At 47.5% G+C, this 16,433-nt stretch carries 10 protein-coding genes; all 10 read right to left on the bottom strand.

Annotated elements, in window-relative coordinates:
* Positions 1 to 112 precede the first annotated feature (112 nt).
* The 10 genes from IQ22_RS01895 to IQ22_RS01850 all read right to left on the bottom strand — a co-directional run bounded on the left by IQ22_RS01895 (position 113) and on the right by IQ22_RS01850 (position 15,868).
* The gene (locus tag IQ22_RS01895) at positions 113 to 976 is read right to left on the bottom strand and encodes an MBL fold metallo-hydrolase (RefSeq protein WP_145137196.1); all 864 of its coding nucleotides are present in this window, start codon (positions 974 to 976) and stop codon (positions 113 to 115) included.
* Between the two features lie 300 nt (positions 977 to 1,276).
* On the bottom strand, positions 1,277 to 4,465 hold the full coding sequence (locus tag IQ22_RS01890) for an EAL domain-containing protein (RefSeq protein ID WP_145137193.1): 3,189 nt from the start codon (positions 4,463 to 4,465) through the stop codon (positions 1,277 to 1,279).
* A complete protein-coding gene (locus IQ22_RS01885) occupies positions 4,462 to 4,917 on the bottom strand; it encodes a response regulator (RefSeq protein WP_145137189.1) in 456 nt (151 codons plus the stop codon). Before IQ22_RS01885 ends, IQ22_RS01890 begins: the two co-directional genes overlap by 4 nt.
* Positions 4,914 to 8,681: a PAS domain S-box protein gene (locus IQ22_RS23495; RefSeq protein WP_244308865.1), complete on the bottom strand. Its 3,768-nt coding sequence runs from the start codon at positions 8,679 to 8,681 to the stop codon at positions 4,914 to 4,916. Before IQ22_RS23495 ends, IQ22_RS01885 begins: the two co-directional genes overlap by 4 nt.
* The gene (locus IQ22_RS01875) at positions 8,678 to 10,930 is read right to left on the bottom strand and encodes an ATPase, T2SS/T4P/T4SS family (protein WP_145137186.1); all 2,253 of its coding nucleotides are present in this window, start codon (positions 10,928 to 10,930) and stop codon (positions 8,678 to 8,680) included. Before IQ22_RS01875 ends, IQ22_RS23495 begins: the two co-directional genes overlap by 4 nt.
* 9 nt (positions 10,931 to 10,939) lie before the next feature.
* Positions 10,940 to 12,070 (bottom strand): sensor histidine kinase, encoded by a 1,131-nt coding sequence (locus IQ22_RS01870; RefSeq protein WP_145137183.1) that lies wholly within the window; start codon positions 12,068 to 12,070, stop codon positions 10,940 to 10,942.
* On the bottom strand, positions 12,063 to 12,599 hold the full coding sequence (locus IQ22_RS01865) for a GTP-binding protein (RefSeq protein ID WP_244308862.1): 537 nt from the start codon (positions 12,597 to 12,599) through the stop codon (positions 12,063 to 12,065). The genes IQ22_RS01870 and IQ22_RS01865 overlap by 8 nt, the downstream gene beginning before the upstream one ends.
* Positions 12,600 to 12,723: 124 nt before the next feature.
* Positions 12,724 to 13,266 (bottom strand): response regulator, encoded by a 543-nt coding sequence (locus IQ22_RS01860; protein ID WP_145137178.1) that lies wholly within the window; start codon positions 13,264 to 13,266, stop codon positions 12,724 to 12,726.
* Positions 13,263 to 14,603, bottom strand: a complete 1,341-nt coding sequence (gene nosR / locus IQ22_RS01855; RefSeq protein ID WP_145137175.1) for a response regulator c-di-GMP phosphodiesterase, NosR family — start codon at positions 14,601 to 14,603, stop codon at positions 13,263 to 13,265. The genes IQ22_RS01860 and nosR overlap by 4 nt, the downstream gene beginning before the upstream one ends.
* The gene (locus IQ22_RS01850; RefSeq protein WP_145137172.1) at positions 14,600 to 15,868 is read right to left on the bottom strand and encodes an ATP-binding protein; all 1,269 of its coding nucleotides are present in this window, start codon (positions 15,866 to 15,868) and stop codon (positions 14,600 to 14,602) included. Before IQ22_RS01850 ends, nosR begins: the two co-directional genes overlap by 4 nt.
* Between the last annotated feature and the right edge of the window lie 565 nt (positions 15,869 to 16,433).

Genomic DNA, 16,433 nt, shown 5'->3' with positions numbered 1-16,433 from the left:
CCGCTTCGTTTGAAACTTAATGGGTAACTGTATAGGTTCCTAAGAAATAGGAACTGGCAAAAGAAATACGGCACCCTTTTGGTAGGGCCGTATAAAGAAGACGATCCAGGTTTTAAACCGCATTAAGCGGAATCTTCAGGTAATGGATTCCATTGCTTTCGGGAGGCGGTAGTTCACCCGCGCGAATATTCACCTGTACGGATGGCAAGATCAGGGCGGGCATCTTGAGGGTAGCGTCCCGTGCCGTGCGCATCGCGACGAACCCGTCCTCAGTCACGCCTTCATGCACATGTACATTGTAGGTGCGCTCCTGACCAACGGTGGTTTCGTTGCGGTATTCGTCACGCCCCGGCGCCTTATAGTCGTGGCACATGAACAGGCGGGTTTCGTCTGGTAGCTGAAAGATCTTTTGAATCGAGCGGTACAACTGGCGGGCATCCCCACCGGGAAAGTCGCAGCGGGCGGTGCCGTAGTCCGGCATGAACAGCGTATCGCCGACAAAACCGGCATCGCCGATGACATAGGTCATACAGGCCGGCGTATGACCGGGTGTGTGCAAGGCGAAGCCTTCCAGCGAGCCGATTGAAAAGCGTTCGCCATCCCGAAACAGATGGCCGAAAGGCGCTTCTTGGGCAAGCCGTTCTGCCTCGATATTAAGCAGGCGGGAAAAGGCACCTTGAACATCCCTTATATGTTCTCCAATAGCCAGCGTACCTCCTACACGCCTACGTAAGTATGCCGCAGCGGATAAGTGATCAGCGTGGACATGGGTTTCCAGAAGCCATTGCACAGACAGCCCGTTCGCCTGAATGTAGTTGACCATCCGATCAGCACTGGTTGTAGCGATATGCCCGGAGGCCTGCTCATAGTCCAGTACGGAATCAATCAGGGCACACTGGCGTGTGGCGGGATCGGTCACAACATAACTAAACGTATGGGTGGCATCATCGAAAAAGGTCGTCACGTGAGGTTGCATACAGTCTCCTCTCGAATCGCAGTACAAACAGCGGTTTAGGCTTCAGGGATATCTATCCAAGATTTTTCTTCTTGGTTGATCCATTGATGCACGCCCAGCGACCTTGACTAACTACCCTGCTCGCCTGAAGCAGGCCGGCATACCGGCCCCGTTACAAACTCTCCTGACAACGCTACGCAAGCGCTATAAGCCACACGGCTGAGGCATCTCCTTATGCCTCACGTGAGTGGTGATACTCATACCTGAGAAACTGAGTTGATAGTTGTCAGCTAGAACACAAAGCTTGACTAAGACATTTGATCACTCTTTTTCATTAGCAAACTCACGGAAGGCCTGCGCAATGTTCTGTCTTAGCTGCTCATCATCCCAAGGCTTTGTCAGAAACTTATAAATAGCCCCCTGGTTGATAGCATCTGTAACCGACTTCAAATCGGTATAACCAGAAAGAACAATACGCATTGTATTCGGGTATAAATCTTTAACCCTTCTAAGAAATTCCGTGCCATTCATCTCTGGCATGCGTTGATCAGAAAGAATGACCTGCACATTATTTTTAGCCAGTAGTTCGAATGCTTCCTGCGCACGTGTAGCCATCAAAATCTTATAACCGTCCCGTCGAAGCACACGGGCCAAGGCACGCAATATATTTTCTTCGTCATCTAACAGCAGCAGTGTTTGAACTTCTTCAGTGCTAGGCGGAGGAACATCACTTACTAGAATAGGCTTTCGTAAAAATGCTTCAAGCTCATTGAAAGGCATTGGTCTGGCGAAGTAATAGCCCTGGAAAATATCGCAATGATTCTTTCTCAGAAAGGCAAACTGTGGTTCATTCTCGACACCTTCAGCCACTACTTTAAGCTTAAGGTGATGCGCCATTGAAATAATACCTTGAGTAATAGCGGCATCGTGCTGGTCGCTTATGATCTCACTGACAAACGAGCGATCAATTTTAACCTTATCAATGGGAAGACGCTTCAAATAGCTCAGACTGGAAAATCCCGTTCCAAAGTCATCAATGGAGATACTTAAACCGAGCCCTTTTAGCTCTCGTAACGTCTCTATCGCTCTTTCAGTATTATTCATAAGGACTGATTCGGTGAGCTCAAGCTCAAGTAATTCAGCCCCTAGCGCATATCGCTCCAACACAGTTTGTACGCTGGCTACAAAATTTTTTCGCTGGAAGTGCAAGGGTGAAATATTCACCGCTACGGATATACCTGTCACGCCTTGATTGCAAAGCTCACGCATCTGCCTACAGGCAGTATCAAGAACCCACAGGCTTAAAGGAATTATCTGCCCCGTATCTTCGGCTACCGGAATAAAGGTAGAAGGTGGAATAAAACCTTTTTCGGGATGCCTCCACCGCAGCAAGGCCTCAAGCCCCGTCACCCTTCCGCTACGGCCATCTATCAACGGCTGGTAATATAATTCCAGCGACTGGCTCTCAATGGCTTTCTTGAGTTCACTACGTAGAGTAACTCGATCACCAATATGGGGATTGAGATCTGAGGTATACCACTGATAGTTGTTACGCCCTTCTTGCTTAGCCTTGTTTAGCGCTCTATCCGCCTGCTGGATAAGTTGGTTAGGCTGATCTATCCGGCCATCACTAAGCGTGATACCAATACTGGCCGTAATATGCAGTTCGATATCCTGTACATGGTAAGGGCGTGCGATATCGGTAATAAGTCGCTCCGCTACTTGTAGAGCATCTTCCTCACGAGCTAGGTCAGGAAGTAAAACGATAAATTCGTCGCTACCCATTCGAGCAACCGTATCGCCAGGACGTACTTGCTCTCCCATACGCTGAGCAACTTCTACCAGGATCTGATCTCCGAGATCATGACCATATAAGTCATTGATAGGTTTGAAACCATCCAGATCAATGTACATTACCGCCAAACTACGTCCATAACGCTGGGAGATCTGGCAACCCTGCCGTAAACGGTCTTCAAGCAAAGCCCGGTTTGGTAACCCGGTCAGAGCATCGTGACTGGCGTTATAGCTCAGCTCTTCCTCATAACGCCGCTGCTCGGTAATGTCGCTTTGCACCCCAATAAAGTGGGTTAACTCGCCTTTATCATTAAAAATTGGAGAAATGAAAATATCATTCCAAAAGAGCGTTCCATCCTTACGGTAGTTACGTAAGACTTGCCTAACCTCTCGCTGTTGCGCCAAGCCTGCACGAATCGTTTCCAGGCTTGCCTGTTCATGCTCCGACCCTTGTAAGAACCTGCAGTTTTTGCCTAATACTTCGTGGGCAGAATAGCCAGTTAACCGTTCAAAGGCTGAATTAACATAAATAAGAGGGAGATCCGGTAATTGAGCGTCTGCAATAGCAACACCGTTATAGCTGGACTCAACGCTGCGCTGAAGTAAACGTAATTGCTTCTCTGACTCCTTGCGCTTAGCAATATCGCGTAGTGACAGCAAACTTGCCTGCCGCCCTTCCCACTCTGTTTTAGCGCAGTGAATTTCTACCTCAACGCTCTTACCTTCAAGCGTAGATAAGGTCCACTCATAAAGCTTATTATAGGTTTTAGGCAACAAAGGACAGTGCTGCTTTAGTTTCTCTTGAGTAGCGTTTAGTAGTCGCTCAGCGGCAGGGTTAGCGTAATACAGAACGTCATCATCACCGATGACCAGAAGAGCGTCCCTGGTATCATCCAGTAACTGTCGAAATGCCAACTCTCGTTGAATTAACTCTTGCCGTACTTTTTGTTTTTCAGTTAAGTCAACAGCCATTACCCAGTAGCAGGGCCGGCCATTAAGCTCAAACTCATGTGTAAAAACTTGGGCAGAAAGGCTTTGTCCATTTTTATGTTGATAACTCCAGACGTCCGTGCCCAGGTTGCCCAGAAAGTTGTTTTTATTAGTCTCCAGGTATCTCAATAGCCGCTCTTGCTCTTCAACACTTCGAAGATCCAATACAGTCATCGACATGAACTCGTCATGCGAATATCCAAAATAATCGATAGCAGCCTGGTTCACCGACAGAAAGCGCAACGTTTCTTTACTGAAAACCCACATAGGTCCGGGGTTGGCATCAAACATCAGGCGATAGCGATTTTCGCTTTCAAGCAAACTTCTCGTAGACTGATTTCGCTCAACGGCGTACCGAATGCTACGAACAAGCAAACGAGTATCGAACTGCCCTTTAACCAAATAGTCGGCAGCCCCCAGCTCAATAGCGCGAGTATCTAACTCTTCATCTTCTTGCCCGGTGAGCAAGATGAATGGTTTGGTAACACCAGCAGTCAACGCTTGATTGATTAATTCCAGTCCCGAGTCAGGACCAAGACGATAATCAACCAAGTACAGATCATGGGCCTGCTCTAGGATTGCCTGTAATCCAGCCTCAGCACTATTTTCCCAGTCCAGCCCAAACGTTGACTTTTTAGCTTGACGCAACAGATCGCGCACAATGAAAAAGTCGTCCTCATCATCATCGATCAGTAATACGCGTAAGCTGCAATTCAAAGGGCTCATAGCGGGTCCTTACTGTTCGAGAATTCAACTAAATCTGGCCACTTGCGACCAAACTCTCTAACCAACTCAAGCAACCCACTAAATGTAACGGGCTTGGTAAGAAAAGCGCTAACGCCTGCCTTATAACTATGAGCAATGTCTTCTTCGGCTGAAGATGTAGTCAGGATAACAACAGGAAGATGATGTAGCTGCTGGTCTCCCCTGATTTCGTTTAACGCTTCCCGACCATCCATCAAAGGCATGTTAAGGTCCAGCAAGATAAGCCCGGGCAAGGGATACTGATTGCTATCCGAGTACGGGGTACGATGCTTGAGATAACGTATCAACTCCTCACCATCGTGCACAAAGTAAAGAGGATTAACGATTTCTGCCTCTTTAAAGGCCTCTCTAATCAACAGACAATCATCTGGATCATCATCTGCGATCAGTATGAGTGAGGGGACTTTATTCATAGCTCTTCCCTGTCAGAACGTGGAAAAGTGATACGGAATGTACTTCCCTCTCCAGGTGAACTTTTTGCTGTAATAAAAGCGTGATGGCGCTCGACTATCTTCTTGACAATAGCTAGACCTATACCTGTTCCCGCATAACTTTCACGGCTATGCAGGCGTTGGAAGGGGTTGAATATTCGGTCAAGATATTTCTCATCAAAACCAATGCCATTATCAGCTATACATAATTTCCAGGTATCGCCTGTAGTTTGTTCCGAATATATTTTGACGACAGGCGCGGTTCCAATAACTTGGAACTTAAGAGCATTACTGATCAGATTCTGTATGACCTGGCGCAACTGTGTAGGATCTCCCATGACAGTTGGCAACTCATGGCACTCAATACGAGCTCCTGTTTGCTCTATAGTAGCTTCCATGTCATCAAGGACTTCTTCCACAACATTGCTAAACTCCACCCGTTGAAACACTTGTCCACGTGTGTTGACGCGTGAGTAATTTAGTAAATCAATCACCAAGGCCTGCATACGTGATGCAGCAGAGTTCATGCGCTTCAAATAGTCACTTGCCTCTTCGTCCAAACCCGCTGTTCTGGCAGTTAAACGTTCGGAGAAGGCTTGAATCTTTCTGAGAGGCTCCTGCAAGTCGTGAGAGGCAACATAAGCAAATTCTTCTAATTCGCGATTACTGCGCTCTAGCTCACTGAGTGTAGCTTGTAATTGCTGTTCGCCCCGCTTACGGTCACTAATATCTTGAAATGAGCCTACGACACGAACAATCTTTCCATCATCATCACGTACAGGCTGAGCAGTAATACGAGCATGTATCAATCGGCCAAGAGCGGTATGGATCTCGATGTCATAGGCCATATGCTCTCCTTGCTCAATACAAAGACGCATGGCTTCTTCAGCCCTGCTGCGAAATGGCTCTGGATGCAGGGGCAGTATATCGTTCCATATAGGTATTACGTCTGGAGGAAACTCTAATAAGTTCCGGACTTCTTCAGACCAGATCATATACTGCTCAGGTAACACCAGCGCCCAGCCACCCAACTTGGCTGTATGTCCAGCCATACTTAACAATAAATTTTTTTGCTGAAGCTGCTTGAGAATAGCTTTACGCTCAGTAATGTCTTTAGCAATACCAAAGACTCCAGCAATTCTGTTATTAATTATTATTGGCTGATTGGTTACATCGAGCAGAATTTCGCCACGCGGTGTGATGATATGAGTTTCATAATGTTGATTCATCCCCTGGCTTGCGGCCTGAAAACATGCAGTAACTCTTGCCAGATCCCGCTCAGTAACTACTGTTGAATAATGAGCTTTGATAATAGAATCACGAGACAGCTCAGTAAGTTTTAAAGTAGCTTCATTAATATTCTGAAAATTTCCTTCCAAGTCTAAGGAAAAAACAGGATCAGGGTTGAAGGTAAACAATGAGCGAAACCGCTGCTCACTTTCCTCCATCCGCTGCAAGCTTTGCGAGCGCTCGATTGCAATCGCCGCCAATTGCTCAGCAGTTGTTAAAAGCTGTAGTTGCTCCTCATTAGGCTTGTAAGCCTGTCGCCGGTACATGGCAAACGTCCCGAGTATTTTCCCCTCGCTATTTATTAACGGTATGGACCAACAAGCCTTCAAACCACTCTTTAGCGCCGATTCACGAAAATCGTCCCATAAAGGATCCGCCTCTATGTTTTCGACATAGACCGCTTCTCGTCTAAAAGCAGCCGTGCCACAGCTTCCTGCTTTAGGCCCTATACACAATCCACTAATAGCCTTTATATAACTTTCTGGAAGACTGGGCGCAGCCCCGTGGATAAGATGAGTTTCTTCAGAGTCCGCTAGCAAAATGGAACAGATTGACTGCGTGTCTTGAGCTTCAACCATACAGCAGACTTCTGAAAGAATTTCATTCAAGGGCTCTCTCAGAGAAATCATGCGTAAAATTCTACGTTGGGCATCGGTAAATTCTTCGCTTTTAACTAAGCGGGTAATATCGTGACCAACCGCAAAAAAGGTTTTTTCTGTATTCGACCAAGCTGTTGTCCAAAGAATATGAACAATATTCCCCTGGCGGTGACGGTATCGGTTACGGAAAAAACGTGTAGGGTGTTGGGGAGTAATAGAGCTAAGTTCTTGTTCCGTTTTTTCTTGATCTTCGGGTAGCAAGAATTCACGATAAAAGCGGCCTACCATTTCTTCAGGCTTATAGCCTAAAACCCTATAGCAGGATGGGCTAAGCTCTTGGAAGCGCCCTTCAGCATCAATAGAGCACAAGACATCATACGTAAACTCCATGATTTTCTGATGCAACTTCTGCATGCGCGCCTGGTAAGCAAGGCTTGCCTCTAGACTTTTAGAGCGCTCTAATGCAAGCCAGCCCAGGCGCTGGCTAATCATGAGACAAAAGCTCAGACTCAAACCAAAAAGTAGCGCTAACGCAGGGAGATCAACAAGACTGGGAGAAACATTAAGGGAAGAAACCAGCCGCCACTCAATACCCTCATGCAAGTGAAGCTCTCTTTCACCTACAACTATAAACGGCTGCTGCGTCTGCTCTTCTGATTCGTACAGTAAGGATTCCCCCTCATAAACACGAACAATAAAACCACTTGATATGTCATTGCTTATTCGCGTCTTAAGTATATGTCCTACATCAATACTGGCGACTAAAAACCAGCCTGGCTGATTGGACAACAGCATAGGGACGACAATAAAAGCATCATAATGCTGGCTGGACTCATAATAATGAAGCTGACTGATATGAGGCGTTCCTTCATCAATCACATGCTGTAACCAATCAGCTTCCAAGGGATCAGTAAGAAACGTTTCCAACCACTCACGAACTACAGGTTTACGTGCTTGAAGCCAGTAAGGTTCTCGCTGGGGGCCTACAACCGCTATTCCTTCTAAAGCAGGGAAATCTCGCAGGTAGCCCTGTACCTCATTTTGTAAAAGATCAATCCGAGGAATTCTAGAAATACTTTGCCAGCGCTCGGCCATACGATTTATTAGCTGAACATGGCTATCCAAGTCCTTTCTGACAGTACTCTGTACGTGGGATAAGAGAATATCGCTGCGCTTAGAGGCAGAATCGATATCTTTCTGACTCAATAGATAACAGCCCAAACTGCTAATAAGTGCCCCACCGAATCCAATGGCGAGGGTTAGCCGATCAAGAGAGGTGCTAGGCTTCTTTGAAAGCGAGCCCAGTAATATTACAGCGATGCCCAAAAGCGCAATATAAATATTTGCCACGCTGGACATTTTCTTGAAGCCTAATCTAAAGCCGTCAAGATCAGGATTTAAGAGTAGAAACTGAGAGAAGCAACCAATTAAAACTATTACCAGTCCTAAAAGCTGCCCTATACGTCTTGCGACCATATTTCCCTGACAAAGAAATATAGCCAACACCCAGACAAGCATTGTTAAGGCTAATGCGCTACGTATTCGCCTGAAGCCAGTGATCCATGAGACCCCGACATCAACGCCTCCCATAATGAAGTTATGAGCAAGCGAATACGTGCAAAATATTATCAAGAGAACGGCTAAAGCCTTTAGCACGTTTCCTGGCGCACGCATGATAGCCAGCAACATCGTGCCAAGTAGCAGACATAACAATGAGCTATCCGGTGGCAACACAACAACATGCAGGGTTGGCTGGTCGATTCGATAAAAGTTGGCTAGGCAAATACCGCCTATGGTTAATAAGGAGAAAGCCAGAAGATAAAGATAGGCCTGGACAATAATATGCCGTTCTTTCATATATGTTTCTTCAATACTTGTGGGCCTAAAGTACGCAAGATCTCCTCTACCGTGGTAAGCCCTTGGCATACCTTTTCCCGCGCATCATCAAGCAGAGTAATCATGCCCTGCTCTTGAGCAATCGCCTGGAATTGTGAAGCGCCCACCCCCTGAAAGATGGCATCTTGAAGAGCATCATTCATGGTTAGAATTTCATGAATGCCTATCCGCCCCTTATAACCCTGATTACACTGGCTACAGCCCTTGCCCTGATAAAATTGCAGTCCCGGCTTGAGAAAGTCATGGCCAAGACTAAGAAGCTGCTCCTGTGGCGGCTCTACCTTTTCGCGACAATGAGGGCAAATACGCCTGACTAAACGCTGGGCGATAATGGCCTCAAGCGCCGTTGCCAATACATAAGGTTTAAGACCTAAATCGAAGAGTCGAGCAATGGTTGCGGCCGCTGAGTTGGTATGTAACGTAGAAAATACCAAGTGTCCTGTCAGCGCCGCATGAAAGGCCGCTTCGGCCGTTTCATTGTCTCGAATCTCACCCAGTAAAATGACATCCGGATCTTGCCTAAGAATGGCCCGCAAGACACTTGCAAAGCTCAACCCGATACGCTCGCGTACCGGTACCTGCCCTGCCAGATCAACATGGAACTCTACCGGGTCTTCAATGGTGACGTAGTTCTTTTCGGGGCTGGCCTCATGCTGCAAAAGTGCAAATAAGGTTGTTGTCTTGCCGCTTCCGGTTGGCCCTGTGGCAAGAATGATTCCCTGAGGCTTACTAACACTGTGCAGAAGTCGCTGTAGATTTGCTTCTGACAATCCAAGATCTTCTAACGATTGAGCTGCCGACTGGCGCTCCAGAACACGCATCACTACTTTCTCACCATTGATCGTAGGCAATGTCGAGATACGCAGATCAACAATACGCATCGGCGTTTTGACTGTTATTCGCCCGTCCTGAGGTCTCCGCCGCTCAGTGATATCAAGTTCAGCCATCACCTTGATTCGAGAGACCAGGGACATCAATAAGGTATTGGGAATCTGGATTTTATCTTGCAGGATTCCATCGATTCGATATCGAACAACAACGTGCTTAGTTCTAGGGTGAATATGGATATCACTGGCCCGAAGACGTAAGGCCTCCAGGATAATGGCGTTTACCAAGCGGATCGCCGGAGAATCTTCAGAGCTACTTAGTAATTCTTCCAGGCTTTCACTAGCGACATCATCATCGAGAATAATCTCGATGCCCTCATAAGGGTCACTACCACCAACGATTGTGGCTATTTCTTCAAACTGCGCCTGGCTGGGCTTGCCAAACAACTCATTGAGTTTGTTTTGTAGTTGATCAAGAGGGCTAAGCAAGGGATGGATGCTATAGCCAGTGACAAATCCAAGCTCTTCAATAAGCCCCATATCCATGGGATCAGCCATGGCCAGCCGAAGACGCTTTCCCACTACACGAAGCGGCAATACCAACTGCCGGGTACAAACTGCTTGAGGAATAAGCCCCAGCACAGCCGGATCGGCTTGAAACTCTCGTAAGTCGACTTCTTCGAACAGCATATCCTGACGCAACAGGGTATAAACCTTACGCTCATCAACCCAGTCGTGTTGCATCAGTTGATAGATGACAGGCGTTTTATGGCTTTGCATCTCCCGATGGAGTTGCTGAATTTGCTGAGCGCTAAGAAGCCCTTTCTTATGTAGCATGATGGCTAGCTGACTGCGATTCGTCACGCTTAGCTTTGCCAGGGTTTCCAGATCACGATGCTGCTTTTGGTTTACCTGCTCAAGCGTTCGGTTACGCTGCATCAGCTCGTATTGTTCCAAAGCCAGCGCAATGGTGAGTCGCAGGTCGTCGTCATTCCAGGGCTTGAGGATAAAGCGGTATACCGCTCCCTCCTTGATAGACCCCATTACCGCTTCAGTATTGGCATGCCCCGTAAGCATGAGCCGGAGGGTATCAGGCCAGCGCTTACGTATCTGACTAAGCAATTCGCTGCCATTCATGCCTGGCATCATGAAATCACTGATAACAAGGTGTATAGGTTTATCTTCCAGAACCTTTAACGCCTCACTCGCATTACGCGCAAAGTGCAATTCATAATTTTCACGCTGAAACACGCGACGCAGCGATGCCAGAATACCCGGCTCGTCATCAACTAAAAGCAACTGATAAGGGGCTGGAGCAGGAGTATCTGCGTCTTTGCTGTTTATATCCCCTTCAAGGAAAAGTGATGCATAACGCTTAGCCATGGCATCTCCTCACTTATTCCAAAAACGCAAAGTGATACGCGTGCCCTGTCCTTCCTGGCTATCTAATTGAATCTCTCCTTCATGTGCCGCTATAACATCCCGGGCTACGGTCAACCCCAACCCACTTCCAGCCCCTACTGGCCTTGTTGTAAAGAAGGGATCAAATACACAGGCCTGAACGTCTTGAGGAATGCCACAACCGTTATCCTCAATAATGATTTCCTGAGTGGCCTGATGTTGCCTGCTTATTATTCGAATTTCGCCGCCTTCTTTCTCTAGCGCTTTTACAGCGTTATCTAAAATGTTGTAAAAAGCCTGAGACAATTTCGCAGGATAACCTGCGAGCGGTGACAGTTCTGTCAACTCCATTCTTAAAGGAAGCGTTGCCTTATGTTCCGCCTGTAAAAGATGGCAGGTGGTCCCCAATAACGCATTAAGGCTGCAAGGCGTAAAATCTGCCTGGTCAATATTGGAAAAGGTTTTAAGGTCAGTGACGATAGTAGCGATACGTCGAGCACCACTTACCGACTCACTCAATAACGCTCGAAAGTCTTCAAGCATGAGATGAGTATTTTTGTCGTCCGGTAGCTTTTCGCTGATCTCATTCAAATAATCAGAAGCCACTCTTAGATTGCTGGAAATAAAGCCGACCGGGTTATTAATTTCATGTGCTACGCCGGCTGCCAGCTGACCAACAGCCCTTAACCGGGCAGACTCATATAGTTGCCGTTGGGTTTTCTCAATTATCTTTACCTGAGCATCAACACGAGTCTGAAGCTCTTCAGACAACAATCTGAAGCGGGCTTCAGATACCTGTAAAGCAATATTCTGACGTTCTAATTCAGCGTAACTGGCTCTAGTCGTGTCATGGTGCATATTTGCTGCCAGGCGATACTTCCCGACATACATCAAAATGAATTCGAGTAGCCTTGCTGCTGCTTGCTGAACATCAGGCCGGCCAGGACAATGCAGCCACGCCAAGCATTCAAGATTAAACTCTACCGGCTCAGCCTCTTTTAAATACTTCTCCTCCAGCCGTAGCGAATGAGAAGAAAGGGTTTCGATAAGTGATAAAAGTCTCTTCAAACGCTCAGGCGACAGCATATCCAGAAGTTTTGGATCATCCTCGAAACTACGCATGATCCTCTCCTGCCACTGCGCTCAGTTGGCGAATGAAATGTTCAGCGGAAATGCCTTCATTACTGTGCAGATGGAACTCATGATTTAACTGAGGGTAAAGGCGCTCCAGAAGAGCCCTGAAACTTTCCACCACACCGTGCCCGTTAAGCGCCGAGGCCATACACAGCGGCGCCCAGGGTGTTTCCCTCCAACGCATCCTTAATTCGCTTTCTGCAACAGCACCTTCAAGATCACGCTTGTTGAACTGAATTACCAAAGGCAACTGTTCAATAGTCATACCAAGCTTTGTTAGGTTTTCAGCGAGATTCTCGAAAGCATTGGCATTGTTATCTTGTTGCAGCGGCTGCGAATCAGCGACAAAGATCACACCGTCGGCCCGGGAGAGCACGGCCTTACGGGTACTGTCATGCTGTACCTGCCCAGGCACCGTATATATTTTTAAACGTAGGTCCAGCCCCTGTTCGCCACGCAGCCCGATCGGAAGCAGATCAAAAAAAAGAGTCCGGTCATCGCGAGTCTCTAACACCATGAGCTCGCCTTTTCTTTGTGGTTTTAACAGATTGTGCAATTGCATTAGATTTGTTGTTTTTCCACTCAAGGCAGGCCCGTAAAAAACAACCTTGAGTATTAGCTTTCGCTCATGCGGTCTGTAATCAACCATGGTATGTCTGCTCTTCCACCTCAATCAGCACTGCCCCTTCGGCATCGCGCTTGACCTGGGTAATGCCAGGGTATGCCGCCTCTAACCGTTGTAGCTCCTGCTGTTGACGTGTCAGAGCAGTCTGCTGAGTCCTTATGTGGGCCAGTAGACGCTGGTTCTCCATACGCAATTCATAAAGATCGACAGCCGAGCGCAATGCCGCTTCAATCTCATAGTCTTCCCAAGGCTTTGAGAGAAACCGATAAACCTCCGCTTTATTAATAGCCTGCATCATGGAGTGCCGATCTCCATAGGCACTCAATACCATGCGTAGCGCTTGAGGTTGTTTTTGCTTGGCCAGTTGCAGATAGGTAATGCCGTCTAAGTCCGGCATCTGGTAGTCAGAAAGAATTACTGCATACTCATGCTCAGACAGGGCGTTAATCGCAGCATTGATATTCTTGAAAGCATGTACTTCCCATGCATATCGATGCAAAGCTCTTTGCAAGGCATTCAGGATGTAAGGCTCATCGTCCACTAATTGGATCTTGATCATCTGGCATCCCCTTGGGGTTGCTCAGATTGATCCGGCTTGCGAACGAAGATCGTATAACGTCCCCCTTCAGAAGCCTCGAAAGCAATTAACTTGTCTATCAATATCTTGGTTAATTGCTTACCTTCGTTTAGCAGCAGCATTCCATTCTGCGCATGAAGGCTACGCGCCAAAGTCATGCCCGGCTCAAGCTTGCGAGTATCCAATGCAAGAATACTTGCATCAGCTAACGCTAGATCCGGCGCAAGGGTGGTGCACAGCTCAATGAAGCGAGTGCAAAGGTCTGGATCATAGAAACGGCCGCTATATTTTTCGATCAACAGCAGCGCTTCGTCACGACTCAAACGACGATCCAGAATCATGCCCCGCTGCAGCTCGATAAAATCTACAGCCAGCTTTAACAAACGAGACCCGAAGGGAATGGCTTCTCCCTTCAGACGATCAGGGAATCCCGAACCGCTCCACCGCTCCTGATGATGCCGAATAATACGGGCTGCGTCCTGTACGGGCTCTAGCGCCATCAGCAGGCTTTCGCCCACCACGGGATACTGGCAAAACCGCACCTTGTCCTCTTTATATAACTGATCACTCGGACAGTTCAGTAAGCGGTCATCCCACGTTAGCTTGCCAATGTTGTACAAGGCCGCAGCCATGGACAGATCATTGACTGCTAGCTCATCAAGCTCTACATGCTCGGCATAAGCCTTAACAAGAGCAATTACCTGGGTGTTGGTTTGGCGGGCCTTGCTTAGTCGCAAGTTGACCAGGTTGGCAAATACTTCCGTTGCCGTTACATAACTTCGCTTGAGCTCTGCATAGGCCAGATCAAGCATGTCTGCAGTTTGCTGCAACTCAGCCGTACGGGAGCGTACACGCTGCTCCAGCGTATTATTGAGCTCCTGGAGGCGTGTATTTTGCTCCTGAGTCAACTGCTCTAAACGTACACGCTCACGCTCGGAGTGCTGGTAGGCCAGAGCTTGGCGCAAAATCGTGCGCAGCTCATCATCATCCCAAGGCTTGCTGATGTAGCGATAGATTTGCCCTTCGTTAATCGCTCTGACTGTTGTGGTGATATCAGCGTAGCCAGTCAACAGAATACGCAAGCAGCTTGGCCACTGTTTTTGGACTTGGCTTAACAGGGTCGCCCCGTCCATGCCTGGCATACGCGCATCGGAAAGAATCAGGTCAACGGAATGACTTTCGAGCAGAGCAATCGCCTCTTCACCTCCGCTAGCGGTTAGCAGTTGATAAGGCTCGTTACGCAATACCCGGCGTAAGCTACTAAGAATATTAGGTTCGTCATCGACTAAAAGAAGAGTCGCTACGCTTTCATTCATCATAGGGTCTGAACTTCTACTTGAGACGCCTCAGCTGTCTGCTTGATGGGTAGCCAAACACGGAAACGCGTTCCCTTGCCGACTTCACTGAAGACTTCAATGCGGCCGTGGTGTTTTTGGATAATTGTGTAAGAAAGCGCTAAACCCAGGCCGGTCCCCTTACCAATAGGCTTGGTCGTAAAGAAAGGCTCAAAAATACGATTAAGTATCTTGGCTTCTATACCTTTACCCGTATCCTCAACTTCCAACCACACCCAGCTGTCTTCCTGGCGGCTACGAATCGTAATACGGCCAAACTGCTCAATAGAGTGAGCTGCATTGACCAGGAGATTCATGACGACCTGGTTGATCTGGGATGGAATACATTCCACGTCCGGCAGATCACCGTACTCCTTGATTACCTCAGCCTTATATTTAAGCTCGTTGTTAACAACATTAAGGGTGGTATCAATACCGCGGTGAAGGCTGACAGGACGAAACTCCTCTTCATCAATATGAGAGAAGTCTTTTAGCGCGCCAATGATTCGTTTAACCCGATCAATGCCGTCTTCAGACTCACTTATCACCGCCTCTATATCACTACGGATATAGTTGTATTCCAGGCTGTGCTTGATATTCCGAAGCTCATCCAAGCTAGAGACGTTATCGACGGCATCAATGATGCGTAATAGATCATGGACGTAGCCGCCTAATGTTTTTAGGTTTGAGAAGACGTACCCGATAGGGTTGTTAATCTCATGGGCGACACCCGCTGCCAACTGACCAATAGCCGCTAGTTTTTCAGACTGAAGTAATTGGCTATTTGCCACTTCCAACTTACGGAGAAGCTGGTCCTGCTCGTCCTGCTTGTTCCTGAGTGAGTTTAGGGCTGCTTCTAAACTGTTTGTAGAACTAGCAATAGCGTTGGATTCCTGCAGGATGAGGCCATACATACGTGCGCCATCAGAACCAATGAAAGGAAAGAAAATAGTGTTCTGTAATGCGATAGCTGGATTATCTAGGCGTAGCAACGGCGCCTCTACCCAGTGCGTATATACATGCGTAGAGCTTTCAACGGCTTGACTGACTACTTGAGCGAACTTTACGCAGGCAGCTTCAGGAAAGACCTCTGTAAAGGCTCGTCCTTGTGCATCCTTCAGCTGTTTTCCGCTATGTAAAGTAATGAAAGCATTCCAATGCAGGATATTCATATCCGCATCGAACACGATGATACCTAGGTCGATTCGCTCGGCTAGAGCACCAAGAACCTGAACGGGGAGCCTTTCCATTTACACTCCTACAAGGGAGGCTGATTGTTAAAAGCGGAAAGATTGCTAGCGCAAAAAACGGCGAAGCAATGACGCCATAACATTGACATGATGTCGTTTAGATATCAAACATTGCCGCTATCGTTCCGATTAAGGGTCTAGAGCAGTTAAAAGCTATTTCGGCCATAACCAGATGAGTATTAATTTTTGCAGATCTGAATTTGTTACTTAGCTTTTCTGGGGCAATGGCAAAAAGAGCGCACAGCTAACATTTGCCCGTCTAAAACCAGTCTAGACGCTTGAGCCTGAAAGGCACGTAAACGATAGGGTAGACGTCAGGTCATGAGGCACAAAGGCCTGTTGGCTCAGTCGAAGCGACTTGTCAGCGGGTTGCTCTGCAAATAGTGCCATAGCAGATCTAGTGCTAAAGGTTTATTGAATACAACACTGCGGCCGCTGCATACCTGCCTTGTTGTGATCAAGCTATACGGCTGTAGCACTTATTAGACAGTGGCCGCCAACACATGCGGCCAGCATAGCGTTCATGCGGCCCATAGCTGCCAGCCACTCGGCTTTAATAAACCTT

Source organism: Pseudomonas duriflava, assembly GCF_007830155.1.
GTDB classification, from domain to species: Bacteria; Pseudomonadota; Gammaproteobacteria; order Pseudomonadales; family Pseudomonadaceae; genus Chryseomonas; species Chryseomonas duriflava.
This window is presented reverse-complemented; position numbering and strand designations above follow the sequence as displayed.

Excerpts from the sequence above, each read along its gene's own strand:
- IQ22_RS01895 (WP_145137196.1), bottom strand. The coding sequence starts at position 976 with ATGCAACCTCACGTGACGACCTTTTTCGATGATGCCACCCATACGTTT.
- IQ22_RS01890 (WP_145137193.1), bottom strand. The coding sequence starts at position 4,465 with ATGAGCCCTTTGAATTGCAGCTTACGCGTATTACTGATCGATGATGAT.
- IQ22_RS01885 (WP_145137189.1), bottom strand. The coding sequence starts at position 4,917 with ATGAATAAAGTCCCCTCACTCATACTGATCGCAGATGATGATCCAGAT.
- IQ22_RS23495 (WP_244308865.1), bottom strand. The coding sequence starts at position 8,681 with ATGAAAGAACGGCATATTATTGTCCAGGCCTATCTTTATCTTCTGGCT.
- IQ22_RS01875 (WP_145137186.1), bottom strand. The coding sequence starts at position 10,930 with ATGGCTAAGCGTTATGCATCACTTTTCCTTGAAGGGGATATAAACAGC.
- IQ22_RS01870 (WP_145137183.1), bottom strand. The coding sequence starts at position 12,070 with ATGCGTAGTTTCGAGGATGATCCAAAACTTCTGGATATGCTGTCGCCT.
- IQ22_RS01865 (WP_244308862.1), bottom strand. The coding sequence starts at position 12,599 with ATGGTGTTAGAGACTCGCGATGACCGGACTCTTTTTTTTGATCTGCTT.
- IQ22_RS01860 (WP_145137178.1), bottom strand. The coding sequence starts at position 13,266 with ATGATCAAGATCCAATTAGTGGACGATGAGCCTTACATCCTGAATGCC.
- nosR (WP_145137175.1), bottom strand. The coding sequence starts at position 14,603 with ATGATGAATGAAAGCGTAGCGACTCTTCTTTTAGTCGATGACGAACCT.
- IQ22_RS01850 (WP_145137172.1), bottom strand. The coding sequence starts at position 15,868 with ATGGAAAGGCTCCCCGTTCAGGTTCTTGGTGCTCTAGCCGAGCGAATC.